The organism is Enterobacter sp. 01-M-02-SI-ECC, assembly GCF_047530595.1.
GTDB lineage: Bacteria > Pseudomonadota > Gammaproteobacteria > Enterobacterales > Enterobacteriaceae > Enterobacter > Enterobacter cloacae_M.
The window spans coordinates 1-25753 of record NZ_JBLKCZ010000018.1 but is presented as its reverse complement, the minus strand read 5'-3'; the positions used below and the strand labels follow the sequence as shown (position 1 = coordinate 25753).

At 54.5% G+C, this 25753-nt stretch carries 27 protein-coding genes and 1 pseudogene; 10 read left to right on the top strand and 18 right to left on the bottom strand.

The window, feature by feature from the left end:
* Nucleotide 1: 1 nt before the first annotated feature.
* The gene (locus tag ACMWLG_RS19025; protein ID WP_045404976.1) at nt 2–1249 is read right to left on the bottom strand and encodes a CmpA/NrtA family ABC transporter substrate-binding protein; all 1248 of its coding nucleotides are present in this window, start codon (nt 1247–1249) and stop codon (nt 2–4) included.
* Between the two features lie 227 nt (nt 1250–1476).
* Nucleotides 1477–2661 carry a nitrate regulatory protein NasR gene (gene nasR, locus ACMWLG_RS19020; protein WP_045404978.1) on the bottom strand — a complete coding sequence of 395 codons (1185 nt, stop codon included), beginning with the start codon at nt 2659–2661 and terminating at the stop codon, nt 1477–1479.
* A 72-nt stretch (nt 2662–2733) separates the two neighbouring features.
* Here nasR and ACMWLG_RS19015 point away from each other — a divergent pair, with 72 nt between their 5' ends.
* The 3 genes from ACMWLG_RS19015 to ACMWLG_RS19005 all read left to right on the top strand — a co-directional run bounded on the left by ACMWLG_RS19015 (nt 2734) and on the right by ACMWLG_RS19005 (nt 5430).
* The gene (locus ACMWLG_RS19015; RefSeq protein WP_045404981.1) at nt 2734–3087 is read left to right on the top strand and encodes a DsrE/DsrF/TusD sulfur relay family protein; all 354 of its coding nucleotides are present in this window, start codon (nt 2734–2736) and stop codon (nt 3085–3087) included.
* A gap of 106 nt (nt 3088–3193) precedes the next feature.
* Nucleotides 3194–4978, top strand: coding sequence for a methyl-accepting chemotaxis protein (locus tag ACMWLG_RS19010; RefSeq protein WP_023312119.1), 1785 nt, complete (start codon nt 3194–3196; stop codon nt 4976–4978).
* Nucleotides 4979–5190: 212 nt separating this feature from the next.
* Entirely contained in the window at nt 5191–5430 is a 240-nt protein-coding gene (locus ACMWLG_RS19005; protein WP_010432930.1) for a DUF1883 domain-containing protein, read from the top strand.
* 30 nt (nt 5431–5460) lie between these two features.
* Here the strand turns inward: ACMWLG_RS19005 and ACMWLG_RS19000 are convergent, their stop codons facing one another.
* Together ACMWLG_RS19000 and chaB are read right to left on the bottom strand one after the other, a co-directional pair.
* On the bottom strand, nt 5461–6156 hold the full coding sequence (locus tag ACMWLG_RS19000) for a gamma-glutamylcyclotransferase (protein ID WP_023312120.1): 696 nt from the start codon (nt 6154–6156) through the stop codon (nt 5461–5463).
* A 177-nt stretch (nt 6157–6333) separates the two neighbouring features.
* A complete protein-coding gene (gene chaB, locus ACMWLG_RS18995) occupies nt 6334–6564 on the bottom strand; it encodes a putative cation transport regulator ChaB (RefSeq protein WP_023312121.1) in 231 nt (76 codons plus the stop codon).
* A gap of 270 nt (nt 6565–6834) precedes the next feature.
* Between chaB and chaA the strand changes: the two genes are divergently transcribed.
* Nucleotides 6835–7935 carry a sodium-potassium/proton antiporter ChaA gene (chaA, locus tag ACMWLG_RS18990; RefSeq protein ID WP_023312122.1) on the top strand — a complete coding sequence of 367 codons (1101 nt, stop codon included), beginning with the start codon at nt 6835–6837 and terminating at the stop codon, nt 7933–7935.
* 93 nt (nt 7936–8028) lie between these two features.
* Here chaA and kdsA read toward each other — a convergent pair whose 3' ends face one another.
* From kdsA to hemA, 6 genes are read right to left on the bottom strand one after another with little or no spacing between them, the layout of a single operon-like run.
* Nucleotides 8029–8883: a 3-deoxy-8-phosphooctulonate synthase gene (gene kdsA / locus ACMWLG_RS18985; RefSeq protein WP_023312123.1), complete on the bottom strand. Its 855-nt coding sequence runs from the start codon at nt 8881–8883 to the stop codon at nt 8029–8031.
* 36 nt (nt 8884–8919) lie between these two features.
* Complete coding sequence (sirB1, locus tag ACMWLG_RS18980; RefSeq protein ID WP_023312124.1) at nt 8920–9729, bottom strand: invasion regulator SirB1; 810 nt, start codon at nt 9727–9729, stop codon at nt 8920–8922.
* A 3-nt stretch (nt 9730–9732) separates the two neighbouring features.
* The gene (sirB2, locus tag ACMWLG_RS18975; RefSeq protein WP_023312125.1) at nt 9733–10125 is read right to left on the bottom strand and encodes an invasion regulator SirB2; all 393 of its coding nucleotides are present in this window, start codon (nt 10123–10125) and stop codon (nt 9733–9735) included.
* Nucleotides 10122–10952, bottom strand: coding sequence for a peptide chain release factor N(5)-glutamine methyltransferase (prmC, locus tag ACMWLG_RS18970; RefSeq protein WP_045404986.1), 831 nt, complete (start codon nt 10950–10952; stop codon nt 10122–10124). Before prmC ends, sirB2 begins: the two co-directional genes overlap by 4 nt.
* On the bottom strand, nt 10952–12034 hold the full coding sequence (gene prfA / locus ACMWLG_RS18965; protein WP_021240360.1) for a peptide chain release factor 1: 1083 nt from the start codon (nt 12032–12034) through the stop codon (nt 10952–10954). The genes prmC and prfA overlap by 1 nt, the downstream gene beginning before the upstream one ends.
* A 41-nt stretch (nt 12035–12075) precedes the next feature.
* Nucleotides 12076–13332 carry a glutamyl-tRNA reductase gene (hemA, locus tag ACMWLG_RS18960; protein WP_023312127.1) on the bottom strand — a complete coding sequence of 419 codons (1257 nt, stop codon included), beginning with the start codon at nt 13330–13332 and terminating at the stop codon, nt 12076–12078.
* A 201-nt stretch (nt 13333–13533) separates the two neighbouring features.
* On the opposite strand from hemA, the gene lolB reads away from it, so the two are divergent.
* From lolB to dauA, 4 genes are all read left to right on the top strand, one after another.
* On the top strand, nt 13534–14145 hold the full coding sequence (gene lolB, locus ACMWLG_RS18955; RefSeq protein WP_023312128.1) for a lipoprotein insertase outer membrane protein LolB: 612 nt from the start codon (nt 13534–13536) through the stop codon (nt 14143–14145).
* Nucleotides 14142–15011 carry a 4-(cytidine 5'-diphospho)-2-C-methyl-D-erythritol kinase gene (gene ispE / locus ACMWLG_RS18950; RefSeq protein WP_045620618.1) on the top strand — a complete coding sequence of 290 codons (870 nt, stop codon included), beginning with the start codon at nt 14142–14144 and terminating at the stop codon, nt 15009–15011. The genes lolB and ispE overlap by 4 nt, the downstream gene beginning before the upstream one ends.
* Nucleotides 15012–15136: 125 nt before the next feature.
* Entirely contained in the window at nt 15137–16084 is a 948-nt protein-coding gene (prs, locus tag ACMWLG_RS18945) for a ribose-phosphate diphosphokinase (protein ID WP_003856663.1), read from the top strand.
* Between the two features lie 124 nt (nt 16085–16208).
* Nucleotides 16209–17888: a C4-dicarboxylic acid transporter DauA gene (gene dauA / locus ACMWLG_RS18940; protein ID WP_023312130.1), complete on the top strand. Its 1680-nt coding sequence runs from the start codon at nt 16209–16211 to the stop codon at nt 17886–17888.
* A 3-nt stretch (nt 17889–17891) separates the two neighbouring features.
* On the opposite strand, the gene ACMWLG_RS18935 is transcribed toward dauA, so the two are convergent.
* Nucleotides 17892–18932 (bottom strand): MerR family transcriptional regulator, encoded by a 1041-nt coding sequence (locus ACMWLG_RS18935; protein ID WP_045404991.1) that lies wholly within the window; start codon nt 18930–18932, stop codon nt 17892–17894.
* Nucleotides 18933–19052: 120 nt separating this feature from the next.
* Nucleotides 19053–19328 (bottom strand): stress-induced protein YchH, encoded by a 276-nt coding sequence (ychH, locus tag ACMWLG_RS18930; protein ID WP_023312132.1) that lies wholly within the window; start codon nt 19326–19328, stop codon nt 19053–19055.
* Nucleotides 19329–19602: 274 nt separating this feature from the next.
* Between ychH and pth the strand changes: the two genes are divergently transcribed.
* Entirely contained in the window at nt 19603–20187 is a 585-nt protein-coding gene (pth, locus tag ACMWLG_RS18925) for an aminoacyl-tRNA hydrolase (RefSeq protein WP_045404994.1), read from the top strand.
* A gap of 126 nt (nt 20188–20313) precedes the next feature.
* Nucleotides 20314–21408: a redox-regulated ATPase YchF gene (gene ychF / locus ACMWLG_RS18920; RefSeq protein WP_003856650.1), complete on the top strand. Its 1095-nt coding sequence runs from the start codon at nt 20314–20316 to the stop codon at nt 21406–21408.
* A gap of 61 nt (nt 21409–21469) precedes the next feature.
* On the opposite strand, the gene ACMWLG_RS18915 is transcribed toward ychF, so the two are convergent.
* From ACMWLG_RS18915 to ACMWLG_RS18890, 6 genes and pseudogenes are all read right to left on the bottom strand, one after another.
* The gene (locus tag ACMWLG_RS18915) at nt 21470–21913 is read right to left on the bottom strand and encodes a hypothetical protein (RefSeq protein ID WP_373873243.1); all 444 of its coding nucleotides are present in this window, start codon (nt 21911–21913) and stop codon (nt 21470–21472) included.
* A 95-nt stretch (nt 21914–22008) separates the two neighbouring features.
* Entirely contained in the window at nt 22009–22572 is a 564-nt protein-coding gene (locus tag ACMWLG_RS18910; protein ID WP_045404996.1) for a hypothetical protein, read from the bottom strand.
* 146 nt (nt 22573–22718) lie between these two features.
* Nucleotides 22719–23378: an Imm43 family immunity protein gene (locus ACMWLG_RS18905; protein WP_045405478.1), complete on the bottom strand. Its 660-nt coding sequence runs from the start codon at nt 23376–23378 to the stop codon at nt 22719–22721.
* Nucleotides 23378–24703: pseudogene (locus ACMWLG_RS18900) on the bottom strand (RHS repeat-associated core domain-containing protein); the annotation flags it as partial. The gene ACMWLG_RS18905 and the pseudogene ACMWLG_RS18900, both read right to left, overlap by 1 nt.
* A 134-nt stretch (nt 24704–24837) precedes the next feature.
* Complete coding sequence (locus ACMWLG_RS18895) at nt 24838–25194, bottom strand: hypothetical protein (protein ID WP_045405465.1); 357 nt, start codon at nt 25192–25194, stop codon at nt 24838–24840.
* 25 nt (nt 25195–25219) lie between these two features.
* Nucleotides 25220–25753: RHS repeat-associated core domain-containing protein (locus tag ACMWLG_RS18890; protein ID WP_414763020.1), on the bottom strand; the 534-nt coding region annotated here is incomplete at its 5' end.

Sequence of the window (25753 nt, the reverse complement as noted above, 5' to 3'; positions counted from 1 at the left end):
ATCAGGCCCCTTTACGGTGAATAGCGAAACGGCTGGCGTATCCTTCCGGATCGGTACCGTTCCAGACGGTGCCGTCCATCAATGTGCTGCTGCGTAATGGTGAAGTCGGTGTGCTGATGCCCCCCACCGCCGTGGCGGCATCCTGCCAGACCGCGGTCTGGTTAATGCGCTGTGCAATACCCGCGTAGTCCGGCGCGGATTTGAGCAAGCCCCAGCGGCGGAACTGGGTTAAGAACCACATGCCGTCTGAGAGATATGGGTAGCTGACGGCCCCCTCGTTGAAGAAGCGGATCGGGTGCGCGTCCTGCCAGCGCTGGCCCAGGCCGTTGTCGTACTCGCCGAGCATGCGTCCGGTGAGATACTGTTCCTTGCAGTTGAGCCACGCCCGGCGGGAGAGGATCTGCGCGGTCTCGCGTTTGTTTTCCGGGGAGGCTTCGATCCAGCGCGCCGCCTCCAGTACCGCGCTCACCAGCGCCCGCGCGGTGTGCGGGTTTTTCTCCACCCAGTCGCGACGCGTGCCGAGGATTTTTTCCGGATGATCGGCCCAGATGGACTGCGACGTGGCGGCGGTAAAACCGATGCGGTCGTTGATGGCACGTGCGTTCCACGGCTCGCCGACGCAAAAGCCGACCATGTTGCCAATGCGCATGTTCATCACCATCTGCGGCGGCGGCACCACTACCGTGCGCACGTCGTCAAAGGGGTTAATGCCCGCGCTGGCCAGCCAGTAGTACAGCCACATGGCGTGCGTCCCGGTCGGGAAGGTGTGCGCGAAGGTGTAGGTGCCGGGCGCCTGCTGACCAATCAGCTTTTTCAGCCCGTCAAGGTCTCGAACGCCCTTCTCCGCCAGATCGCTGGAGAGCGTGATGGCCTGACCGTTCTGGTTGAGGGTCATCAGGTTAGCCATCTGCTGCGGCTTGCCGGCGATGCCCAGCTCCAGGCCGTACAGCAGGCCGTAGAGAATGTGCGCGGCATCAAGCTCGCCCGCCACCAGCTTGTCGCGCACCGCCGCCCAGCTCGCCTCTTTGGTGGGCACGATGGTAATACCGTATTTTTTATCAAAGCCTTTCAGCGCTGCGATAACCACCGGGGCGCAGTCGGTCAGCGGGATAAACCCGATGCGCACCGTTTCCTGCTCCGGTTTATCCGAGCCTGCCGCCCATGCGGCCTGCATGATACCCGGTAACAGCATTGCGCCACTGGCCAGCATGCTGGCCTGCAAAAAACGCCGTCTCGACAAATCCGCCATGACCACTCCTGAATAAAAACCAAAAAAAAGCGCCCACGATGCCGAAGCACCAGTGGACGCCTTTATCCCGAAGACGAATGCACCGCCGTTGGCGCATCGTCAAAAATGGTTAATCCGATAATGCAAAGCGAATGCCAGGTTTTAACACGCGGTTTTCGCGGTGTATCCCGCTTTACCCTCAGGTTTACGCACCTCAATCAGGCACAAAATGCCCGCTAACCGTGCAGCTACTCCTTTGGTATTACCTGCCACAAATTCTTCACCATGAGCAGCGCGCGGGCGATATCCACCATCCTTTGGTTCTTATCCATCGCCATTTTGCGCAGCGCCGTCCAGGCCTGTTCCTCACTCATATTCTGTTGGGTCATCAAAACGCTTTTCGCTTTATCTATGACTTTGCGCTCTTCAAGCGTATCGCGCAGCGACGCAAGCTGGCGCGAGAGCTGTTCTATCTCACGCGCCTGCTGGCGTACCAGGGTGAGCAACGGTTTTTCCGGGTACTGTATCAGTGGATCGTCCTGCTCATCGGCGGGAGGCACGTACTCATCGTTACGGTAAATACGCTCGTCCACCGCCGTCATCAGATCGGCGATGAGCGTCTCCTCCAGCGCGCGCAGATGCTCAAGGCGCGCGGTTTGCAGCGCAAACCAGGCCAGAGCGGTAAGGCCGTTATCGGCGGCGGGCTGGCGGGTGCAGGCCACCCTTCGTAGCTGCTCCGTTTCACGATCGGGCTGACAGTGCAGGGAAAAGGTGGTCTGGACGTCAGCAGAGCTGTGTGAGAGAAAAATTTCAAAGCAGGCCTGCTGCCCGTCGATGCGGTCAACCAGCCTCTGGCGAGTCACATCATCGAAAAAGCCCTGCGTGAAGCCAATCGCTCCCAGGGCCCGTTCCTGTCCCGCCAGCTCTTTCCCCTGCATCAGGCTATAAAGGGCAACAAAACGCCCGGCGATTTGCGGATCGTCAATGCTGTCATTGAGCTGCGGTACGATACTGAGCAGATGGCGAAGCATGCGGGAGTAGTGTTCCATCGCCTGCGGCGCCGTTACCGTTTGCTGAATAACACCGTCGCGCAGCGCGGGAAGCATATCAAGGCTCAGGAGCGCGCCGCCGATGCGTTCACAGACGGCACTTCCCGGGATCGGCGACTGTTTTTCAAGAATGTCATAAAGTGCAGCGAGGTTTTCATCCACCAGCGCCCGGCTGGCTTTGCATTCAGGAGCGTAGAGCTTACCCTGTGAACAGAGCCAGACGTTGGACGCCCCACGCTCGCACTGTAACATGTGCACCAGTTGGCTAATGCCGTGCACAAGCTCGCCAAGCTGTGCCAGCTTGCTGAGCTGCTCCCGGCGCATCATCCTTGCGCGCTCGAGCCATTCGCCAGCGCCTGGCGAAATGCCAGCCATTAATGTCATGCTTACTCTCCAGAACAGCGAAACTCGGGAAAGCTAAGCAATATTCGTGCCTTTATAAGAACAGGAGTCAACATGCAAAAGATTGTGATCGTCGCCAACGGTGCGGCTTATGGCAGCGAATCCCTTTTCAACAGTCTGCGCCTGGCGATTGCGCTGCGTGAAAAAGTGAGCGACCTGGCGTTACGACTCTTTTTAATGTCGGACGCGGTCACCGCGGGGCTGAAGGGTCAAAAACCGGCAGAGGGCTATAACATTCAGCAGATGCTGGAGATCCTCACCGCGCAAAACGTGCCGGTGAAGCTGTGCAAGACCTGCACCGACGGCCGCGGCATTACCGGTCTGCCGCTGATTGATGGCGTAGAGATTGGTACGCTGGTTGAGCTGGCCGAGTGGACACTGTCCGCCGATAAAGTATTAACTTTTTAATAATAAACCCGTAAAAATATTATTTTCTTATGGACGCGGTTTCAGCATCAAGTTTACCTGCGGGGTTGCCGATAGGCATGGAAACAACACAGCAGGTATTTCACTTATGTTCAGATCGATTCGTGCACGCATCATCGCGGCGACGGCAGGCTGTCTGGTCGTCGCCCTTCTCCTTAATACCGTTATCAACTTCCAGGTCACGCGCCAGGATAACCAGCAGTCCCAGCGCGATATCCTGACCAGCACCAGCGCCAGCCATAACATGGCGATTGCCGACTGGGTAAAAAGCAAGATGACGGTGATCGCCTCCGCGCAGACCGTTGCGCTGAGTGACGACCCGGTTCCGGTGTTTAAACAGCTTGCTCAGGCGGGTGGATTCACCAACGTCTATGTTGGCTACGCCAGCAAAACGGCGAAATTCTCTGAACCGGCGGGCGTTCCGGCGGACTATGACCCGACTATTCGCCCGTGGTATCAGCAGGTGGTCAGCACGGACGGTCCGGTTGTCACCGCGCCCTACGTTGACGCGGGGACCGGTAAACTGGTGGTTACCTTCGCCGTGCCGGTGAAAGAAAATGGCACGCTCAAAGCGGTCGTGGCGGGCGATGTAGCGATGGACAGCGTGGTAGCTAACGTGCGCGGGATCCATCCAACCCCGGCCAGCAGCGGGTTGCTTCTGAACAGTGACGGCAGCGTGATTGCCGCTAACGATCCTGCCCTCACGCTGAAACCGTTTGCTGAGACAATCAAGGGCATTGATTTTGCTGCGCTGAAAAGCGGTAACCCCGTCGACGGAACGCTAAACGACGCTGAAAAAACCTTCGTGGCGACAGCCGTGCCGGGCACAAACTGGCTGTTAGTCGTCGCGCTCGACAGCGGTGACGCCACCTCCGGCATGCGTTCCCTGCTTAAAGCCTCGGGGATTTCGCTGGTGATCCTCGCACTGCTGAGCGCCGCCATTGTGCATTTCCTGATTGCCCGCCTGCTCAAGCGTTTGTCCGACATTCGCGACGCGATGCACAACATTGCTAACGGCACTAACGATCTGTCCCAGCGCCTGCCGGACAGCGGCGAGGACGAGGTCGCGCAAATTGCCCAGGCCTTTAACGCCTTCAGCGATAAACTGTCGGTGGTGATGGTGCAGCTCCGGGATGCCAGTGAATCGGTGAAAAACGCGGCGCAGGAGATTGCCGCAGGTAACCAGGATCTCTCCGGACGTACCGAGCAGGCGGCATCCAGCCTGCGCGAGACGGCCAGCGCCGTGGAGCAGATCACCGCCTCCGTGACGCAGTCGAATGAATCGGCGGCAGAAGCGAACGATCAGGCGAGCAAGGCCTCAGCGGCCGCGGCGCGCGGCGGCGAGGTGGTATCGCAGGCGATCAGCACCATGCAGTCTATTGAAGTCGCGTCGGCAAAAATTGGCGATATCACCAGCGTGATTGACGGCATTGCTTTCCAGACCAACATTCTGGCGCTGAACGCCTCCGTCGAGGCGGCGCGTGCGGGTGAGCAGGGGCGCGGGTTTGCCGTCGTAGCAGGCGAAGTGCGTAACCTGGCGAGCCGTAGCGCTCAGGCGGCGAAAGAGATCAAATCCCTGATTGACTCCACCACCGACAGCGTGGCAACAGGCTCCCGCTACGTACATCTGGCGGGGGAAAGCATGGATGAGATCCGCTCCAGCATCGGCAGCGTCTCTGGCATCATGCGCGAAATCTCCATCGCCACCAGCGAGCAGATGAAAGGGATTCATGAGATAAACCACGCGGTGACCCATCTCGACAGAATGGTTCAGCAGAACGCCGAACTGGTGGTGGAATCCGCCGCCGCCGCGGGTGCCCTGCAGAGCCAGGCGGGCGACCTTGCTGAAACAGCCGGGCATTTCCGCATTTAATCTTCTTCCGGAGCGCGTTTAGCGGGTAAAACGCGCGCCAGCCTAAATTTTGAGGAATTTTGTCATTTTTGTTTAATCGTTATGCCATTTTTTGATCAAAATCAGCATCCCACCCCCTCCCCTTTGGTGTTATGCCATGAGTGAATTGTGAACAACATCACGCTCGGATATGGCAGCAGGGAGAGCGTTGTTTAAGACTACGGGGTAAAAAAATGGCACTGGTAAAAACAAGTTTGAAACTGTTTGGCGGGGATACGGTAGTGGTGCGTTGCTCAGAACGCTGTCGTATTCATCTGATGAGTTCGAAAGCACAAAAACAGTCCCAGGCGGATATTCTCACCGTACAGGACGATAAGGCCTGGCTTACCGTGCCGTACACCGGCACGTGGGATGTGCTGATCGATAGCCACAGCCAGTCGCTGGAGCATTCCGTCAGCTACGTGGCAGCATAAGTTTAAACGCCCGGCAAGCCGGGCGTATTGTCAGGCAAAACCCTGTCGCAGCGTGCTGTTGAGCGGGTTCCCTTCCAGCAGCGCCTTCACCTTCACCACCAGCTCATTCAGACAATCGTCCTTCATGCCGAGGCGTGTCAGCTCCTGATCGAGGGAGAACAGATACTGCGCGTTGGTGCCCAGCGGCCCGCTGGCGGCGGCAATCAACGGGGCAATCACCTGCGTGCGGGTATCCGCTTCATACAGCGGATGGCGCGGATCCATAATAAACACCAGCGCGTTGACGGTGCGTCCGTCGTCCAGTTCCAGCTTGCACCAGCTCGGCATATAGCAGCCGGTGATCATCTCGCGCTTCCAGAGCAGCGTGAGCTCCTCTTCCAGCGTGGCATCCGGCAGGCGATACGCCACGCCCGTGGTGCGCCCGCCCTCTTTCAGTGCAAGCATGCGCCCGGGCTGGCACGCGCTGCCGCGTCCGGCCGTCAGGCGCAGGCAAAACGCGCGATGCCAGCCAGGCAGCGTTCCCGTTGCCGATTCGACAAATTCCAGAGCCGGGTTCCACATCAGGGAGCCGTAGCCAAAAATCCATACCGGGCCATCATCCGGGCGGCAGGCAAGCGTGGCAGCGAGTGACGCCGCACGTTGTTCAGCTGACCAGAGAAGCGATTCCTCAATAGCACCAAATGCCGTCTTACAATCTGCCTTCATTAAGAAATCACGCGTTAACACTTTCCACCTCCGCCACTGCATGCTTCCTTGCGACATCTGTAATTCGCCTTCCCGGCATTCTGTGCTGGTCATTTTGCCAGCAGTCGAATAACGATAAGCAATTAGCGGACCAGTTGCAATACAACGGAAGTTCAACCGCCTGAAAAGTCAAAATGAAGGCAGCGAATCATTTCACGACTATTTCTTTTTATGCCATTTATCGTCGTCTCCTTTCTCATATTCATGTTTTACTGCGGCCCAGGCGACTTTGTGGGCCGTCTCTTCACGGCTGGCATCATCCCGGCGATCGTCCTTGTCTTTGTACTGATCCCAGGCGCTGTTGAACGCCTCTTTGTAGATATCCTGCGCGTGGGCGGGCAGCACGTTTTGCACGTTATCCGGTAATTCACGTTTCGCTTTATAGGGCATCACTAACCTCTCTTTTGGTTAAAGAGATAAGTGTGGACGACGATATGCCATGGTGCCACCCGACAATAATTTATGACTGCATTATATTTTTAATTGACTGTTATTTAATGAGTATTCGACAAAAACACGGCATTATGGACATCAGAAATGCAAATAATGAAAAAGGGTAAAATTAAGTAAAAAACAAAGGGTATTTAACAGAGTTCTGTTAATTTAATGACCTCAAAAATCTATCTATAATTACAAGCACCTGCATTGATGGAGAAGCACATGACAGCAACACACGAGGCGGTAAAGACCCGCCACAAGGAGACGTCACTCATTTTCCCGGTTCTGGCACTGGCTGTGCTGCTCTTCTGGGGAAGCAGTCAGTCACTGCCAGTGGTGGTTGGTATCAATATTCTTGCCCTCGTCGGCATCTTAACCAGCGCATTTAGCGTTGTTCGCCATGCGGACGTACTGGCCCACCGTCTGGGCGAGCCTTACGGATCGTTAATTCTCAGCCTTTCCGTTGTTATTCTCGAAGTCAGCCTGATTTCCGCTCTTATGGCGACCGGCGATGCCGCGCCGACGCTGATGCGCGACACGCTCTATTCGATCATTATGATAGTGACGGGCGGCCTGGTAGGCTTCTCTCTGCTGCTGGGCGGGCGCAAATTTGCGACCCAGTATATGAACCTGTTCGGCATTAAACAGTATTTGATCGCCCTCTTCCCGCTGGCGATTATCGTGCTGGTCTTCCCGATGGCGCTGCCGGGCGCAAATTTTTCCACCGGGCAGGCGCTGCTGGTCGCACTGATTTCCGCCGCCATGTACGGCGTGTTCCTGTTGATTCAGACCAAAACGCACCAGAGCCTGTTTGTGTACGAGCATGAAGATGACGGAGACGATGATGACCCGCACCACGGCAAGCCGTCTGCCCACAGCAGCGCGTGGCATACGGTTTGGCTGATCGTGCATCTGATTGCGGTGATTGCCGTCACCAAGATGAACGCTAACCCGCTGGAGACGCTGTTAACCGAGCTGAACGCGCCGGTGGCGTTTACCGGCTTCCTGGTGGCGCTGCTGATCCTGTCGCCGGAAGGGCTGGGCGCGCTGAAAGCGGTGTTGAATAATCAGGTGCAGCGCGCAATGAACCTGTTCTTCGGCTCCGTACTGGCGACGATTTCACTCACCGTACCGGTGGTGACGCTGATTGCCTTTATGACCGGTAACGAGCTGCAGTTTGCGCTGGGCGCGCCGGAGATGATTGTGATGGTCGCCTCGTTGCTGCTGTGCCAGATTTCGTTCTCAACCGGGCGTACCAACGTGCTGAACGGCGCGGCGCATATGGCCTTGTTTATTGCGTATCTGATGACGATATTTGCGTAATTTTATCCGGTGCGGGCTGATGCCCTCACCCCAACCCTCTCCCCAGGGAGAGGGAGAAAGCATAAAAAAAACCCGCCGAAGCGGGTTTTTTTATTATTTGCTGGTATCCAGCTCGTCGAAGCTCTTCACCAGATCGTCAATCGCTTTGATCTGCTTCAGGAACGGCTCCAGCTTGTCCAGCGGCAGCGCGGATGGGCCGTCGCATTTTGCGTTATCCGGATCCGGGTGCGCTTCAATGAACAGGCCGGCCAGACCGGTTGCCATGCCGGCGCGCGCCAGCTCGGTCACCTGGGCACGACGGCCGCCGGACGCGGCGCCGAACGGGTCGCGGCACTGCAGGGCGTGGGTCACGTCGAAAATCACCGGAGACTGGCCGGAGACATTTTTCATCACGCTGAAGCCCAGCATGTCGACAACCAGGTTGTCGTAGCCGAAGTTTGCGCCACGGTCACACAGAATGACCTGATCGTTGCCGCCTTCGATAAATTTATCGACGATATTGCCCATCTGCCCAGGGCTGACGAACTGTGGTTTCTTCACGTTGATAACGGCACCGGTTTTCGCCATCGCCGCAACCAGGTCGGTCTGGCGAGCCAGGAATGCCGGGAGCTGAATCACATCCACCACGTCTGCCACCGGCTGCGCCTGAGAGGCTTCATGCACGTCGGTGATCACTTTTACGCCAAAGGTCTGCTTCAGCTCCTGGAAAATTTTCATTCCCTCTTCCAGGCCCGGGCCACGGTAAGAGTTGATGGAGGAGCGGTTGGCTTTGTCAAAAGAGGCCTTAAACACGTACGGGATACCCAGCTTCTGGGTCACGGTCACGTAGTGTTCGCAGATACGCATGGCGAGATCGCGGGATTCCAGCACGTTCATGCCGCCAAACAGTACGAACGGCAGGTCGTTTGCTACCTTGATATCACCAATGCTAACCACTTTTTGTTTCATAGGATCGCCTTATTCAGGTGTGAATCGGAATTAAGATTAATGCAGTGTAATTTGTTTGTGCGAGATCGCGTTGATCTGCGCACGAATCATTTCGCTAATGGGGTCTTCCGGACACTGCTCGACGAAATAATTCAAATCATTCAGCGCCACGTGTTCACAGTCGAGCTGCGCGTAGATCAGCCCGCGATCGCGAATTTCGTACGGATCTTCCGGGTTGAACTGCAGCAGCACTTCGCTGGCTCGCAACGCCAGCTCCATCTGACGCTCTTCCATTAACGCAGACTTCAGCGTATCCAGCAGCTTGCGGATCACTTCTGCGTTATCCGCCTCGTCGAGATCTTCGTTGAAGAGTTCAGCCACCGGGCTGATATTGCCTTTCAGCCACACGTCCAGCGTATGTTCATCCAGCGTGTCGCCGTTGAAGGGATTAATGAGCCACATTTCACCGTCCAGCCACTCAGCGCGCAGGATCATCTGCGTCGGGAAAATGACCGGGACTAGCGGAATATCCAGACGGTGCGCGACCCACAGCAAAATAGAACCCAGCGCCACGGCGCTGCCCTGACGATTTTTTAAGACCTGGTCCAGCCATAATGCGTCAGACAGGCGATACACGCCCCGCGTGTCGCAGAAACCCCATTCGCCGTAGAAAAGCTCCAGCAGCTTCTCTAATTGCCAGTCTTGCGGGCGAGCCTGATTAATCTCTTCACGCGCCAGGCTGACCAGATTCTCCAGCTCATCGTAGACAAACTGCGACGTAAAATCGTCGCGAATCATCTCAGAAATCAGGATCATGCCATCGCAAAGCGGCACTTTATTAAATTCGAAATCGGCTAAGGACCTCATGACTTACCCCAGTAACGGTATTCTTGTGGTGGCGAGTTTAATGATGATGTACAGCACCACCAGACCCAGCAGAAAGGCGATAAACCCGACCTGCTGGCTGCGCGGACGACGACGCCCAAGCGCGATAAAACCCAAAACGATGTAGATGATAACGCCAAACAGCTTTTCAGTCAGCCATGCACCTTTATCAGTAAATGGCAGATAGCCGGTCTTCCACATGAGCCCGGCACCGGAAAGGAGCAATAGCGTGTCGATGCAGTGCGGCGCGATACGCACCCAGCGGGCATCCGTCAGCGGATTGTTGCTGTAGCGCCACCAGTAACGGACGATGAAAAAGCTGATGGTCAGCGCAACGGAAATGAGGTGGACGGTAATGAGCACGGTAAAGAGGCTCATAGCCACTGCCCCAGCGTCAGACGTTCGTTGCCGCCGTAGTCGCGGCAGGTTTCGACAGCGGCGTAGCCAGCTTGCGTAAACAGTGCCCGAACGTCCTCTCCCTGCGTCCAGCCATGTTCCACGAGCAGCCAGCCGCCGGAAAGCAAATGTTTTCGTGACGTTGTCACAATGTGATCGAGATCGGCTAATCCCGCGTTGCCGGCCACGAGCGCCGTCAGCGGTTCGAAGCGCACGTCTCCCTGCGCAAGGTGCGGGTCATGTTCGTCGATGTAGGGAGGATTGCTGACAACCATAGCAAATGAGCGATTCTCCAGCGCCTCAAACCAGCTGCTTTGCAGCACCGTCACGTTGCGAAGCCCGTGACGTTCCACGTTACGCTGCGCCAGCGCCACCGCATCGGGCATTACATCCACCGCCGTCACCGCGCAGTCGCGCCGCTCGGTAGCGAGCGCCAGCGCGATAGCCCCTGTCCCGGTACCGAGATCGAGAATGCTGCAGGCCGCCGCCGGTAAACGCGCCAGCGCCTGCTCTACAAGACACTCGGTGTCCGGACGCGGGATCAGCGTCGCCGCCGAGACGTAAAGCGGTAACGACCAGAACTCACGCTCACCGACAAGGTGCGCCACCGGCTCGCCGGTTTTACGGCGGGCAAGCAGCGCGGCGAGCTGCGCTTCCTGTTCCGCGGTCAGTTCGGTTTCGCCAAAAGCCAGCAGATACGTGCGGGCTTTACCCGTCACATGCTCAAGCAAAATTTCGGCGTCGCGTTTCGGGCTTTCGCTTTCTGAAAGCTCACCGGCAGCCTCACGTAACCAGCGCTGAAAATCCATTATTCCTGCTCGGACAGCGCCGCCAGCTGGTCGGCCTGGTATTCCTGCACGATAGGCTCGATCAGCATATCCAGCTTCCCTTCCATCACCTCGTCCAGACGGTACAGCGTCAGGTTGATGCGGTGGTCGGTTACGCGCCCCTGAGGGAAGTTATAGGTGCGGTTACGGTCGCTGCGATCGCCGCTGCCCAGAAGGTTACGGCGCGTAGAGGCTTCCGCCTGCTGGCGTTTCGCCATTTCGGCTGCGTGGATACGCGCGCCCAGCACGGACAACGCTTTGGCTTTGTTTTTGTGCTGTGAACGCTCGTCCTGACATTCAACGACGATGCCGGTCGGCAGGTGGGTAATACGGATGGCGGAATCGGTGGTGTTAACGTGCTGACCGCCCGCGCCAGAGGAGCGGAACGTATCAATACGCAGGTCCGCCGGATTGATATCCGGCAGTTCAGCCTCCGGCAGCTCCGGCATCACCGCAACCGTACAGGCGGAGGTGTGAATGCGGCCCTGAGATTCGGTGGCCGGTACGCGCTGCACGCGGTGACCGCCGGATTCAAACTTGAGACGACCGTACACGCCGTCGCCGCTGATCTTGGCGATAACCTCTTTGTAGCCCCCATGTTCGCCTTCGTTGGCGCTCATGATCTCCACTCGCCAGCGACGCGATTCGGCGTAGCGGCTGTACATGCGGAACAGATCCCCGGCAAACAGAGCCGCTTCGTCACCGCCGGTACCGGCGCGCACTTCCACAAACGCGTTACGCTCATCGTCCGGATCTTTCGGCAGCAGAAGCACCTGAAGCTGCTGCTCCATCTCTTCAGAACGCGCTTTCGCATCCTGCAACTCTTCCTGCGCCATCTCGCGCATTTCAGGATCGTCGAGCATCATCTGCGCGGTTTCGATATCTTCCTGAACCTGTCGCCAGTCGGTAAAGCATTTAGAAACATCACTTAACTGCGCGTATTCACGCGAGAGCGCGCGAAAACGTTCCTGGTCCGCAATGGTCCCGGCATCCCCGAGCAGCGCCTGTACTTCTTCATGGCGCTCGTGCAGAGCTTCCAGTTTAGCGACGATAGAAGGCTTCATAGGCGTAAGTGCACCTTGTCTTAGAAAATGGGTATAGGGCGCTATTCCAGCCCGAGGCTGTTGCGCAGAATAGTCAGGCGTTCATCATCCCCGTCACGGGCAGCCTGCTGAAGAGATTTGGTTGGTGCATGGATCAGGCGGTTGGTCAGTTTCCACGCCAGATCCTGCATAATCGCATTTGCGTCGCCGCCCTGTTCAAGGGCCGCTAACGCTTTGGCAGTCAGGTCATCACGCACCTGCTCCGCCTGCCCGCGGTACTCGCGGATGGTCTCGCTGGCGCTTTGCGCGCGCAGCCAGGCCATAAACTCACTGGTTTCCTGCTCGACGATGGTTTCCGCCTGAACCGCCGCCGCTTTACGCTGGGCAAGGTTGTGCGAAATGATGCTTTGCAGGTCATCCACACTGTAGAGATAGGCGTTAGGCAGCTTACCCACTTCCGGCTCAACATCGCGCGGGACGGCGATATCCACCAGCAGCATCGGCTGATTACGGCGGGACTTCAGCGCACGCTCCACCATCCCTTTTCCGATAATCGGCAGCGGGCTGGCGGTTGAGCTGATGATAATGTCCGCCTCTTTCAGGCGTTCATCGATGTCGCTCAGGGCAACCACCTCTGCACCCACTTCATCCGCCAGCACCTGCGCGCGTTCGCGGGTGCGGTTTGCGATAATCATCTTTTTCACTTTATGCTCGCGCAGATGGCGCGCCACAAGTTCGATGGTTTCGCCCGCGCCCACCAGCATCACGGTGACGGTAGACAGGGATTCAAAGATTTGGCGTGCAAGGGTGCAGGCCGCGAAAGCAACAGAAACCGCACTGGCACCAATGTCGGTTTCGGTTCGCACACGCTTCGCCACGGAGAACGACTTCTGGAACATGCGCTCCAGCTCGCTGGCCTTCAGATGCCCTTTTTGCGAATCCGCAAACGCTTTTTTCACCTGTCCCAGAATTTGCGGCTCGCCCAGCACCAGTGAATCCAGCCCGCTGGCGACGCGCATCAGATGGCTGACGGCATCGTTGTCCTGATGCCAGTACAGGCTGTTGCGCAGCTCGTCTTCATTGAGATTGTGGTAGTCGCATAGCCAGCGGATCAGCGCTTCGTGCAGGTTGTCCTGCTCTTCCACGCTTAAATACAGCTCGGTACGGTTGCACGTCGAGAGCACCACGCCACCCTGCACCATAGGCTGTGCAAGCAGGCTGTCCAGCGCCAGGTCAAGCGTATCCGGCGAAAACGTCACGCGTTCTCGCAGCGAAACCGGAGCCGTTTTGTGGTTGATGCCGAGTGCTAATAGGGTCATGTTGAGCGGGAGTAGTACCAGCGTTAATAAGGTTAGCAGAACGCATCATACAGGATGCGCGAGATCAATAAAAGGGACTGCCCCCTTTCGGAGTAATAGGTTACACAACCCTTTGAGATAATTTGAACGTAGACGGTAGCCCCCTTCGACGCTAGCATTAACAGTTATAACTGCAACGTATCTCAAGGATTTGTCCTCATTATGACCCGACTGATTCGCCTGCTGCCGCTGGCAGCACTGGTTCTGACCGCGTGTACCGTCACCCAACCAAAAGGCCCGGGCAAAAGCCCTGATTCACCGCAGTGGCGTCAGCACCAGCAGGACGTCCGTAATTTGAACCAGTACCAGACCCGCGGCGCTTTCGCTTATCTCTCTGACGAACAAAAGGTTTATGCCCGCTTCTTCTGGCAGCAGACGGGGCAGGACAACTACCGCCTGCTGCTGCTGAACCCGCTGGGCAGCACCGAGCTGGAGCTTATCGCCAAGCCGGGCGAAGCGCAGATCACCGATAACAAAGGCCAGCACTATACCGCGACCGATGCCGAAGAGATGATTGGCAAGCTGACAGGGATGCCAATCCCGCTCAACAGCCTGCGCCAGTGGATCCTTGGCCTGCCGGGTGAGGCAACTGACTACACCCTTGACGACCAGTACCGTCTGAGCCAGGTGAACTACACCCAGAACGGCAAAACCTGGAAAGTGGTGTACAGCGCCTATGACAGCAAGAGTAAACCGTCGCTGCCATCAAACATGGAACTGACCCAGGGCAGCCAGCGTATCAAGCTGAAAATGGACAACTGGATCGTTAAATGATGACCCACTGGCCCTCTCCGGCAAAGCTGAACCTGTTTTTATACATTACCGGCCAGCGTGCTGACGGGTACCACACCCTGCAGACGCTGTTTCAGTTTATTGACTATGGCGACACGATCTCCATTGAACTGCGCCAGGACGGGCAGATTTGCCTGCTAACGCCGGTCGAAGGCGTGGCGCATGAGGACAACCTGATCGTGCGCGCCGCGCGTCTGCTGATGAAAGCCGCGGCGGAATCGGGCCGTCTGCCCGCGGGAAGCGGTGCGGATATCCGTATCGAAAAACGCCTGCCGATGGGCGGCGGTCTGGGCGGTGGATCATCCAACGCCGCCACCGTGCTGGTTGCGCTGAATCACCTCTGGGGCTGCGGGCTGTCAAAGGACGAACTGGCAGTCCTGGGCCTGGCGCTGGGGGCGGATGTCCCGGTGTTTGTGCGCGGTCATGCGGCCTTTGCTGAAGGCGTGGGTGAGATTCTCTCCCCGGCTGAACCGCCGGAGAAGTGGTATCTGGTTGCCCACCCTGGCGTGAGTATTCCGACCCCGGTCATCTTTAAAGATCCTGACCTGAAAAGGAATACCCCGGTTCGGTCAATAGAAACCTTATTAAATTGTGAATTCAGCAACGATTGCGAGGATATCGCAAGAAAACGTTTTCGCGAGGTTGATGCGGTGCTTTCCTGGCTGTTAGAATACGCGCCGTCGCGCCTGACTGGTACAGGGGCCTGTGTCTTTGCTGAATTTGACACCGAATCCGCCGCTCGTCAGGTGCTTGAGCAAGCGCCGGTTTGGCTGCATGGTTTTGTAGCACGTGGGATGAACACCTCCCCCCTACAGCAGACCATTCTGGCGCAGACTGAGTTTCGGTGACAACGTCACCCTGTTCCAGACGTTGCATCGCGCTCTTTAATACACCGCCTGGATAGCCTTCGCCTGGCCCGCACAGTTTGCGGCGAACGCTATCCACCACTGGACGCATGCCTGAGGTTCTTCTCGTGCCTGATATGAAGCTTTTTGCTGGTAACGCCACCCCGGAACTAGCACAACGTATTGCCAACCGCCTGTACACTTCCCTCGGCGACGCCGCCGTAGGTCGCTTTAGCGACGGCGAAGTCAGCGTACAAATTAACGAAAATGTACGCGGTGGTGATATTTTCATCATCCAGTCCACCTGTGCTCCAACGAACGACAACCTGATGGAACTGGTTGTTATGGTCGACGCCCTGCGTCGCGCTTCCGCAGGCCGTATCACTGCTGTAATCCCTTACTTCGGCTATGCCCGTCAGGACCGTCGCGTCCGTTCCGCGCGTGTGCCAATTACCGCTAAAGTTGTCGCTGACTTCCTGTCCAGCGTCGGCGTTGACCGCGTACTGACTGTTGACCTGCACGCAGAGCAGATCCAGGGCTTCTTCGACGTTCCGGTTGATAACGTATTCGGCAGCCCAATCCTGCTGGAAGACATGCTGCAGCTGAACCTGGATAACCCAATCGTGGTTTCTCCGGACATCGGCGGCGTGGTACGTGCCCGTGCTATCGCTAAGCTGCTGAACGATACCGACATGGCGATCATCGACAAACGCCGTCCGCGCGCAAACGTTTCTCAGGTGATGCACATCATCGGTGACGTTGCTGGCCGAGACTGCGTGCTGGTTGACGACATGATCGATACCGGCGGTACGCTGTGTAAAGCAGCTGAAGCGCTGAAAGAGCGTGGTGCCAAGCGCGTGTTCGCTTACGCGACTCACCCGATCTTCTCCGGTAATGCGGTAAACAACCTGCGCAACTCCGTCATTGACGAAGTGGTGGTATGCGATACCATCCCACTGAGCGACGAGATCAAAGCACTGCCAAACGTGCGTACGTTGACCCTGTCCGGGATGCTGGCCGAAGCGATTCGTCGTATCAGCAACGAAGAATCCATCTCAGCAATGTTCGAACACTAATCGAACACGGCCGAAAAACCCGCTGCGGCGGGTTTTTTTGTCTCCGGGTTTTATTTGTATGATTAATGCCTCCTTCACCTGCCATTCATATGACAGATGATGCGCATACGGATGATAGATAATTGTGAAAAACGTAGCCTCCTCACATGTTCTGCCCTTTCGCGCCCTCATCGACGCCTGCTGGAAAGAGAAGTACACCTCGTCACGCTTTGTCCGTGACCTGATTGCCGGGATCACCGTCGGCATCATCGCCATCCCGCTGGCGATGGCGCTGGCGATTGGCAGCGGCGTTGCGCCGCAGTACGGTCTGTACACCTCGGCCGTTGCCGGGATCGTCATTGCCCTGACGGGCGGTTCGCGCTTCAGCGTCTCCGGCCCGACCGCCGCCTTCGTGGTGATCCTCTACCCGGTTTCGCAGCAGTTTGGTCTGGCAGGCCTGCTGGTAGCCACCCTGATGTCGGGCGTATTTTTGATTTTGTTTGGTCTGGCCCGCTTTGGTCGCCTGATTGAATATATTCCCCTTTCCGTGACGCTGGGGTTCACCTCGGGGATTGGTATTACCATCGGAACCATGCAGATCAAAGATTTCCTCGGCCTGCAGATGCCCCACGTACCGGAGCACTATCTGCAAAAAGTGGGGGCGCTGTTTATGGCGCTGCCGACGGCCAATCTGGGCGACGCCGCCATCGGGATTGTGACGCTGGGCACGCTGATCGTCTGGCCTCGCCTCGGTATTCGTCTGCCGGGCCATCTGCCCGCGCTGCTGCTGGGCTGCGCGGTGATGGCGATCGTCAATATGCTCGGTGGTCACGTCGCGACTATCGGCTCGCAGTTCCACTATGTTCTGGCGGACGGTTCACAGGGTAGCGGTATTCCGCAACTGCTACCGCAGCTGGTGCTGCCGTGGGACATGCCCGGCTCCAGCTTCACCCTAAGCTGGGATTCCCTGCGAGCCCTGCTTCCCGCCGCGTTCTCTATGGCAATGCTGGGGGCGATTGAATCCCTGCTCTGCGCCGTCGTTCTGGACGGCATGACCGGCACCAAACACAAAGCCAACAGCGAGCTGGTTGGTCAGGGATTAGGCAACCTCGTCGCGCCGTTCTTCGGCGGTATTACCGCAACGGCAGCCATCGCCCGTTCTGCGGCCAACGTGCGCGCGGGTGCAACCTCACCGGTTTCGGCGGTTATCCACTCCGTGCTGGTGATCCTCGCCCTGCTGATCCTCGCCCCGCTGCTCTCCTGGCTACCGCTTTCCGCCATGGCCGCCCTGCTGCTGATGGTGGCATGGAACATGAGCGAGGCGCACAAGGTGGTGAACCTGCTTCGTCGCGCGCCGAAAGACGACATCATCGTGATGCTGATCTGTATGTCGCTGACCGTGCTGTTCGATATGGTTATCGCCATCAGCGTCGGGATCGTGCTGGCTTCCCTGCTGTTTATGCGCCGTATTGCGCAGATGACGCGCCTTTCCCCGGTTAACGTCGAGGTGCCTGACGATGTGCTGGTGCTGCGCGTGATTGGCCCGCTGTTCTTCGCCGCGGCGGAAGGTCTGTTCAGCGATCTGGAGTCCCGCATCGCGGGCAAACGGGTTGTGGTGCTGAAATGGGATGCCGTACCGGTGCTGGATGCAGGCGGCCTGGATGCCTTCCAGCGCTTTGTGGCACGTCTGCCGGAAGGCTGTGAGCTGCGGGTGAGTAACCTGGAGTTTCAGCCGCTGCGCACCATGGCGCGCGCGGGCGTGCAGCCTATCCCTGGCCGACTCTCCTTCTACCCTAACCGTGAAGCCGCGTTAGCGGATCTGTGAGTCTCATGATGCAGAGAAACGTCTCTGCATCATCACCCCGATCGCCTGCTGGAGCCATGCAAGCACGGCAGGCGTCATCCAGGTTCCTTTCATCAGGTGCGGCTCCTGCTGCATGGCTGCGCGAAACTTTTGCTGAGTTTCCGGGCTGGTGCCCGCGTAAGACTGGAACAATGCCAGCCAGTTTTCAGCCAGCTTTTGCGCCTCCTCCGAGGCCGGATCGATATTTTCCCGCTGCGCCTGATGCAGTTTCGCCACCAGCGGCGGCCACTCCATCATGCGGTCAAAGTAGTGTGCCCGGGTAAAGGCCATCTCTTCGGCAGTGAGATACTTCTCCCATATGCAGAGCTTAGACTCAGCAAACGCGCGCGTGATGTAATCCGTCATCTCCGGCGTGATGCCGGTCTGCGCCTGCATCTGCGGTTCAACGCTGTGCATCTCGTTCAGCCGGGTGAGAAACTCCGGCTTGCCCGCCGTGTCCTGCTCCAGGCGTTCCATCCAGCGCGTCGCCAGATCCATCGCCCGCGCGTCAGTCGCGGGTATATGTTGCTCCAGAAGCGTCTTAGCCTCTGCAACCAGCCCTGACCAGATAGCCGCCAGCGCATCCTTCTGCACCGCAAACGGCAGCTGCTGTAACTCTTCTTTGCTAAACCAGCGATCGTACATATTCATTAACTCCAGAGTCTGTAGCCAGGATTCCAGATCCGGCGTCGCATCGTCGAGAAGCCCGGTCCGCAGATCCACCAGCCGGTCGCGCAGCGTATGTATGCTGCGCAGCTGTTTATCCAGCAGCGTGATTTGCGCATCGAGTAGCTCGGTTAACGACAGCGACTCCTGTTCCAGGAAATCCCTGATTTCAGCAAGTTCCAGCCCCGCTTTTGCCAGCGTCTGGATCATGTGCAGACGCTGGACATCCGCCAGGTTGTAAAGCCGGTAACCTGCCGCGCTTCTGGCTGAAGGCAGCAACAACCCTGTTTGCTCATAGTGGTGCAATGTCCGCACGGTGATCCCGGCGCGTTTCGCCAGCTCACCCACCTGAATCAACATAACTGCTCCTTTTTCTTTGCCAGTGGCGCCACTCTGGAGCCTTACGTTACGTGAGGGTCAACCCTTGATGCAAAAAAAAACGACTCCCACGGGAGCCGTTTCGGCGTTCTTTATCAGGCACTAGCTGTGCTTATGCTGATCGCGACGACAGCGTTTGTCGTAGTGGCGCACCCACCAGTATTTATCGCAGACCTCCTCATGTCCGCTCACGCGCGCCCCGGCGAGCCACAATACCGCACCAACGAAGATGCTCAATATCGCGCCGTGCGCGAAGTATTGCGGGAGGTCAATCTGAGGTAACTGGTTTAAAATGGAATAACCTACGCCGGCTACCATCACGAACAGCCCCAACCCCATCAGCACGTTACCGAGTAACGAAGCGTTTTTGCGTTTCATGTGTCACCTCCGGAACTTTGGGTTGTCAGGAGAAAAGCCCCTAATCCTTGTGTGTAAAGTATAGACAACGCCTCTTTTATGAGTTGCGTGAATGATCACAATTACAGATAAGTCCCAAACAAAAGTTTACAAATAAGGCTTTGAACAGCTTGAAATTCTAATTGTTCAAATCAGAAATTATTCGTATTTCGCTGAGAAGATCGCAGAATTTTGTCAAGCGGCGCGCCAGACAGTAAACTACGCGCCAGATCTGGAACCCATTAGGAATTGAATCGTGACGATTAAACTAATTGTCGGCCTCGCCAACCCGGGCGCAGAATATGCGGCCACCCGCCATAACGCCGGGGCATGGTACGTCGATCTGCTGGCCGAGCGGTTACGTGCTCCCCTGCGTGAAGAACCTAAATTCTTCGGGTATACCTCACGTATCAACCTTGCTGGCGCGGATGTTCGCTTACTGGTGCCCACCACCTTTATGAACCTGAGCGGTAAAGCGGTGGCAGCAATGGCAACGTTTTATCGCATCAATCCGGATGAAATTCTGGTCGCACACGATGAGCTGGATCTCCCGCCCGGCGTGGCAAAATTCAAGCTGGGCGGCGGGCACGGCGGTCACAACGGCCTTAAAGACATCATCAGCAAGCTGGGCAATAACACGAATTTCCACCGTTTGCGCGTGGGAATCGGCCATCCGGGCGATAAAAACAAAGTTGTCGGTTTCGTGCTCGGTAAGCCCCCGGTTTCCGAACAGAAACTGATTGACGAGGCGGTAGACGAAGCGGCGCGCTGCACCGAAATCTGGCTGAAAGATGGGTTAACCAAAGCGACAAACCGCTTACACGCTTTCAAAGCGCAATAATCCGCCCGATCCGGCTTTTTTACCGCGCGTCATGCGGGTTACGTGTATAATAGGCGTAGTTATTTACTTTTCATCAGTCGGTTATCGTTAACGGATTGATTATCAAGATATTAAGGTGATTTAGAAATGGGATTCAAATGCGGTATCGTCGGTCTGCCAAACGTGGGCAAATCCACCCTGTTTAACGCGCTTACCAAAGCGGGTATCGAAGCGGCGAACTTCCCGTTCTGTACCATCGAACCAAACACCGGCGTTGTGCCAATGCCGGACCCGCGTCTGGACCAGCTTGCGGAAATCGTGAAGCCGCAGCGCATTCTGCCAACCACCATGGAATTCGTGGACATCGCGGGCCTGGTAAAAGGCGCGTCCAAAGGTGAAGGCCTGGGTAACCAGTTTCTGACCAACATTCGTGAAACCGAAGCGATCGGCCACGTTGTGCGCTGCTTCGAGAACGACAATATCATCCACGTTAACAACAAAGTGGATCCGGCTGACGACATCGACGTCATCAACACCGAGCTGGCGCTCTCTGACCTCGACACCTGCGAACGCGCGATTCACCGCGTGCAGAAGAAAGCCAAAGGCGGCGACAAGGACGCGAAAGCGGAACTGGCTGCGCTGGAAAAATGTCTGCCACAGCTGGAAAACGCCGGCATGCTGCGCGCGCTGAAAAACCTGACTGACGAAGACAAAGCGGCGATCAAATACCTGAGCTTCCTGACCCTGAAGCCAACCATGTACATCGCCAACGTTAACGAAGACGGTTTCGAGAACAACCCTTACCTCGACAAAGTGCGTGAAATCGCCGCGGCGGAAGGTTCTGTGGTTGTTGCCGTGTGCGCTGCCGTTGAATCCGACATCGCCGAGCTGGACGATGCCGACCGTGAAGAGTTCATGGCCGAGCTGGGTCTGGAAGAGCCGGGCCTGAACCGCGTGATCCGCGCGGGCTATGAGCTGCTGAACCTGCAGACCTACTTCACCGCTGGCGTGAAGGAAGTGCGTGCCTGGACCATCCCTGTGGGTGCGACTGCGCCTCAGGCGGCCGGTAAAATCCATACCGACTTCGAGAAAGGCTTTATTCGTGCGCAGACTATCGCGTTTGAAGACTTTATCACCTACAAGGGTGAGCAAGGCGCGAAAGAAGCAGGCAAGATGCGTGCAGAAGGGAAAGATTACATCGTTAAAGATGGCGATGTGATGAACTTCTTGTTTAACGTTTGAGTTGTTTTGAATGAAAAAAATCCACGCTTTGGCGTGGATTTTTTTTCATAAATTACCGATTTTACGCCTTCTTGCGCAGATAGAACTCAAGGTATTTTTTAGGTCTATCCTGAAACGCACGCTCTTTGCCGTAGTTATAAGCATCGTTGAAATATTTATATGCTTCATCGAATTGATTCAACTCGTAACAGACCATGCCGAGGTCGATTGATGGTGCGGTGTCTATATCCGATCCACGTGTGCGCAAAGTCGTCTCTCCCCATTTCTTCGCCTCATCGTAATCCTCAAGATCAAAGTAAGCGCTGTACATGCACGCAGCGATCCAGTTAGCAAATTCCGATTCAAACTTTGGCTCAGGAAGAGCTTGCCAGGCTTTTTGGTATTGCTCTAAAGCTTCGGCGTATTTTTGGTTGTCGTGAAACTCGTTTCCTTTTTCTACAAGAGATGTAACTCTTTTTTCATCGAATTTATAGCATACGTTTTTCATATATTTATTCATTATCATTCGAAAAGAGACCTCCTTGCCTATATAAAAGGGATATAAGCAATAAATGCCTTCAGAAGCATGGAGGTCTCTAAAAGAGTAAGTTTTTATTGTTACTAACCAAAAAAGAAATATTTAAAAGCTTCTGCCTCAACATCCTTAAGCTTGCTTTTTAGCATTAAATCGATATCTTCCAGAAAGTCCTCTCTGAAATTAAAATCATCATCTGTAGCATCACCATCATATTTACTTTGTTCTATCTCAATGGCAGAACAAAAAGCATCCAAAAAGTCTGCTAACGAATTGGAAATAATGAAATTTCTTTTTTGAATACTACCATAAACAGGAGATGTAATATTTTGGGTATCACAAAAAAGAACATCTCCATTTCTTTCAGCAAAGATTATATATTCATCGCGCCAGGTCGTGTCATTTTGAACTCGCCAGCCTGATAACATTTCATTAAGCTCTTGGGGCTCAACAATCTGTATAAAGAAAGTACCATCAAATGTTGGGTGGTCATTTAAAATCAAATGGCTATAAAAAAAACGAATTTCGCCATTTAAACTCACTGGAAAAGAAGTTTCATTTTCATCGTCTGTATAGTCTATCTCTCCCATATTTAAATCATTCATTTTGAATTTGTTAACAAAGTCTTGGATAGTATTTTTTATATGCATTATTCCTCTTTAAGAGTTAACATTATTGGCTACTCTTAAAATTACTAAGACCCATAGTTGAAAAATGTACCCATAATCCAAAGAACTTCTTCGCGCCATTAAAAAAGAAAAACAAAGAATCAATAATGGAACGACATCCTTTAATATTAAGGTAGTTTATTGCCCTTTCTTTTACGATTTGAGTCTATTTCGTAGAAATAATCTTCACAGAAAACGTCTAAAGCATTTTCCAGTGGAACAAGTTTCAACCCCCGGAAGCCTTTACTTTCTATAACTTCCTTGACCTCTTGTTTAACAATGATAAAACAACCTAACAATGTGTCGTTCAACGAAAGTATATCATATTCAAGCGCATAATCATTGAATTCAATTTTAAAAGGTATGATATCTCCGAACTTATCCTCTTCGAGAATAGATTTATCCTCATCTATAACATCGCCGCCTGGAAAATATACATATTTAAAATCATCCCGAAGAACTTGACCATTCCCAATCGAAACTGGTGTTAAATCTCGGCCAAAAAAAACATTGTGCTTATAATTTTCAAAAATTGAAAATAAAGACTTATCCATCAAGTGTCCAAAGTCTTTTTTATAATAGTCAAATTTCAAAGCCCCAACATTTTTATTGCACAACAAATAAATACGGTCTGGGCATGCATCGTCTGTTATTCGATAAGGGAAGGAAAATGCAGAGCCTTCTATTTCCCAGTTTTCATTGATCTGTAATCTTTCATCAACCATGCCCTGTAAATTTCTTGGCATGAGTGATGATTCAAAGTCATTCATGATCACATAATAGGACATTAATTCATTCTCCTGCATTTTGTTGTGGGAACATGACCCATCCAAATTTTATTCTTCATATCAATCTGGATCCGCCTTATAGCTATCCTCGCCCCTTTAGCATCCAATCTTCCAGAATTATATCGTTGCTCAACACGAGCAATGCGCTGACGGACAATGTCACTATAGTTATGATGATTACTACTATGGAAAACATCCATACCTTTCCCTGCATCTTGTTTCATCGCTGATGCACTACCTGGAACATGAATACCATTAAATGCAGAGTTCATGTCTTTTCCGATACCAATATTATTGAAGAATGATTGGTTCTCTTTCCACACCTCAACGGGTATAACATGGTGAGCAGAAAGTCTATCACCAACTTTACCAGCCATAGCTTTATCTAATATACCGCTATTAGATAGCCCCCACGGATCCACCCACCCCAGCGCATTCGGCGCATACTGGTAAAGGTTTATTCCCCCCGCCAGCCCTATCGGGTCCTGCTGCGTAAACCGCCCGCAGTCCGGGTCGTAATACCGGAAGAGATTGTAGTGCAGGCCTGTCTCACGGTCCAGGTATTGCCCCTGCATGCGCAGGTTCTGAGAATATCCTGATACCTGCGTCTCGCTTTCCCGCAGCAGCTTGCCCCAGGCGCTGTTCACCCCTTCCCAGCGCACCTGCCCTTCGATATCCGTCATCCGCTCCGGCGTGCCGTTGGGCTGGCAGTGGAACCAGAAAATCTCCGGGGAATCAACGCCATCGATACGCGCCAGCGGATCGTAGCTGTCCTGTTCGCTGTAGACGTAGGTCAGCGGCACATCCCCTTGCACCTCCTGCAGCAGACGGAACCCTTCCCAGACAAACCGGGTGGTGACCGGCTTGCCGGTTGGCTGTCCGCCCAGTATCTGGCGTCGCGTTTTGCTGATGCGTCGCCCGAGCGGATCGTAGCGGAAGCTGACCTGCGTCTGCGGCTTGTTGCCGTCCCGCGGCTGGCTGATGACTTCCGTCAGGCGGTGTTCACCGTCGTAGCGGTAGTGCCAGCGGGTCTGGCCGTTATCTTTTTCCACGGTGCGGCCGTGGATGTCATAGCGCCAGCGAATGCCGTTCAGCTGCGTCAGGCGGTTGTGCGTGACCTTCTCAGCGGAACCTTCGAGCGGGTTACCGGCAGCGTCCCAGCGCCACTGCTCCTGACCGGGCAGCGTGCCGTCCTGAACGAGCAGGCGCCCGGCGCTGTCGTACTGCCAGCGGTACCAGCTGAAGGGGTTATCGTCCCGCTCTTCCCGCACCAGGTTGTTGCGGTAGTCGTAATGCGAGCGGAGAGACCAGCGGCGCAGTGCTGGGGCGGAATGTAAAGATTACATCATTAAAAATTGCAATATGATGAACTTCTTTTTATGTTTAATTTCTTTTGAAAGAAAATATTCACGATTTGGTGTGGATTTTCCCAAAACATTGATCTAGTTTAAAAAAAACATTATAGCATAAATATGCAATCACTTTCTTTATCCATGTCTAGGCTTCCTAACGCTCCAAGATCTAAAGAATAAATCTCATCAGAACCTTTGCGCAAATTTAAGAAGTACCCAAGATCACCATCTTGACCAATCAATAAAACGTCGGGCTCAACTTCTTGAATTGCATAGGTATTATTTCTTTCAAGTAAACCAAAACAATTGAAAACATAAAGCTGATCACCATTCGCTCGTTGAATTTCATACGAGTCAGTGTCCTTGACGTTCTCAATCATAAAGCGCTTATATTTAGAAGGTAAAGGCATGTGCATGAATTTTTCAATTTCATTTAACTGATCGATTAAATCTTGTTTTTCCATATCGGATTACCTATAGATTAATAAGTTATATATCAAAATAAACATTACTACTATTTAACTCTCTTAACTGGTCAAAATATTTATAAGAGTCACTTATCGATTTCCTAGCCTGCTGCTTTGGAACACCTGCATCAATCATTTCTTTGTAACTGATATGAAACTCTTGTTTCAATGTTGTATCCCAACCTCCCGGCAAAGCTCTACGAGTTCGTTGAGCAGAACTTATATTCGCGTGCGGACTGCCTGATGCGGACTTAAGTAACGTAGCAGGTGCAGTATTTCTCTGGTAACCGTTTATTCTTTTCTTAGCCCAAGCGTCCTGTATTGGGTGGTGACTTTGTACAAACCCATCATTTTTACTATTTGTATGACCCGATGCTCTGTTTACACCAGGCGAAAGATTACCATGTGGATCAACATCACCAGTTTTATATCCGTTCGGTGCTTTACATCTCGACAACCCCCACGGATCCACCCACCCCAGCGCATTCGGCGCATACTGGTAAAGGTTTATTCCCCCCGCCAGCCCTATCGGGTCCTGCTGCGTAAACCGCCCGCA

Bases quoted from the DNA above. Each gene is read 5' to 3' on its own strand.
- nasR (WP_045404978.1), bottom strand. From the start codon at position 2,661: ATGACATTAATGGCTGGCATTTCGCCAGGCGCTGGCGAATGGCTCGAG.
- prmC (WP_045404986.1), bottom strand. From the start codon at position 10,952: ATGGATTTTCAGCGCTGGTTACGTGAGGCTGCCGGTGAGCTTTCAGAA.
- ACMWLG_RS18910 (WP_045404996.1), bottom strand. From the start codon at position 22,572: ATGCATATAAAAAATACTATCCAAGACTTTGTTAACAAATTCAAAATG.
- ACMWLG_RS18915 (WP_373873243.1), bottom strand. From the start codon at position 21,913: ATGATAATGAATAAATATATGAAAAACGTATGCTATAAATTCGATGAA.
- lolB (WP_023312128.1), top strand. From the start codon at position 13,534: ATGACCCGACTGATTCGCCTGCTGCCGCTGGCAGCACTGGTTCTGACC.
- ACMWLG_RS18905 (WP_045405478.1), bottom strand. From the start codon at position 23,378: ATGTCCTATTATGTGATCATGAATGACTTTGAATCATCACTCATGCCA.
- ACMWLG_RS19010 (WP_023312119.1), top strand. From the start codon at position 3,194: ATGTTCAGATCGATTCGTGCACGCATCATCGCGGCGACGGCAGGCTGT.
- prfA (WP_021240360.1), bottom strand. From the start codon at position 12,034: ATGAAGCCTTCTATCGTCGCTAAACTGGAAGCTCTGCACGAGCGCCAT.
- kdsA (WP_023312123.1), bottom strand. From the start codon at position 8,883: ATGAAACAAAAAGTGGTTAGCATTGGTGATATCAAGGTAGCAAACGAC.
- ychF (WP_003856650.1), top strand. From the start codon at position 20,314: ATGGGATTCAAATGCGGTATCGTCGGTCTGCCAAACGTGGGCAAATCC.
- sirB1 (WP_023312124.1), bottom strand. From the start codon at position 9,729: ATGAGGTCCTTAGCCGATTTCGAATTTAATAAAGTGCCGCTTTGCGAT.
- ispE (WP_045620618.1), top strand. From the start codon at position 14,142: ATGATGACCCACTGGCCCTCTCCGGCAAAGCTGAACCTGTTTTTATAC.
- ACMWLG_RS18935 (WP_045404991.1), bottom strand. From the start codon at position 18,932: ATGTTGATTCAGGTGGGTGAGCTGGCGAAACGCGCCGGGATCACCGTG.
- hemA (WP_023312127.1), bottom strand. From the start codon at position 13,332: ATGACCCTATTAGCACTCGGCATCAACCACAAAACGGCTCCGGTTTCG.
- ACMWLG_RS19005 (WP_010432930.1), top strand. From the start codon at position 5,191: ATGGCACTGGTAAAAACAAGTTTGAAACTGTTTGGCGGGGATACGGTA.
- ACMWLG_RS19015 (WP_045404981.1), top strand. From the start codon at position 2,734: ATGCAAAAGATTGTGATCGTCGCCAACGGTGCGGCTTATGGCAGCGAA.
- ychH (WP_023312132.1), bottom strand. From the start codon at position 19,328: ATGAAACGCAAAAACGCTTCGTTACTCGGTAACGTGCTGATGGGGTTG.
- ACMWLG_RS19025 (WP_045404976.1), bottom strand. From the start codon at position 1,249: ATGGCGGATTTGTCGAGACGGCGTTTTTTGCAGGCCAGCATGCTGGCC.
- chaA (WP_023312122.1), top strand. From the start codon at position 6,835: ATGACAGCAACACACGAGGCGGTAAAGACCCGCCACAAGGAGACGTCA.
- chaB (WP_023312121.1), bottom strand. From the start codon at position 6,564: ATGCCCTATAAAGCGAAACGTGAATTACCGGATAACGTGCAAAACGTG.
- ACMWLG_RS18895 (WP_045405465.1), bottom strand. From the start codon at position 25,194: ATGGAAAAACAAGATTTAATCGATCAGTTAAATGAAATTGAAAAATTC.
- sirB2 (WP_023312125.1), bottom strand. From the start codon at position 10,125: ATGAGCCTCTTTACCGTGCTCATTACCGTCCACCTCATTTCCGTTGCG.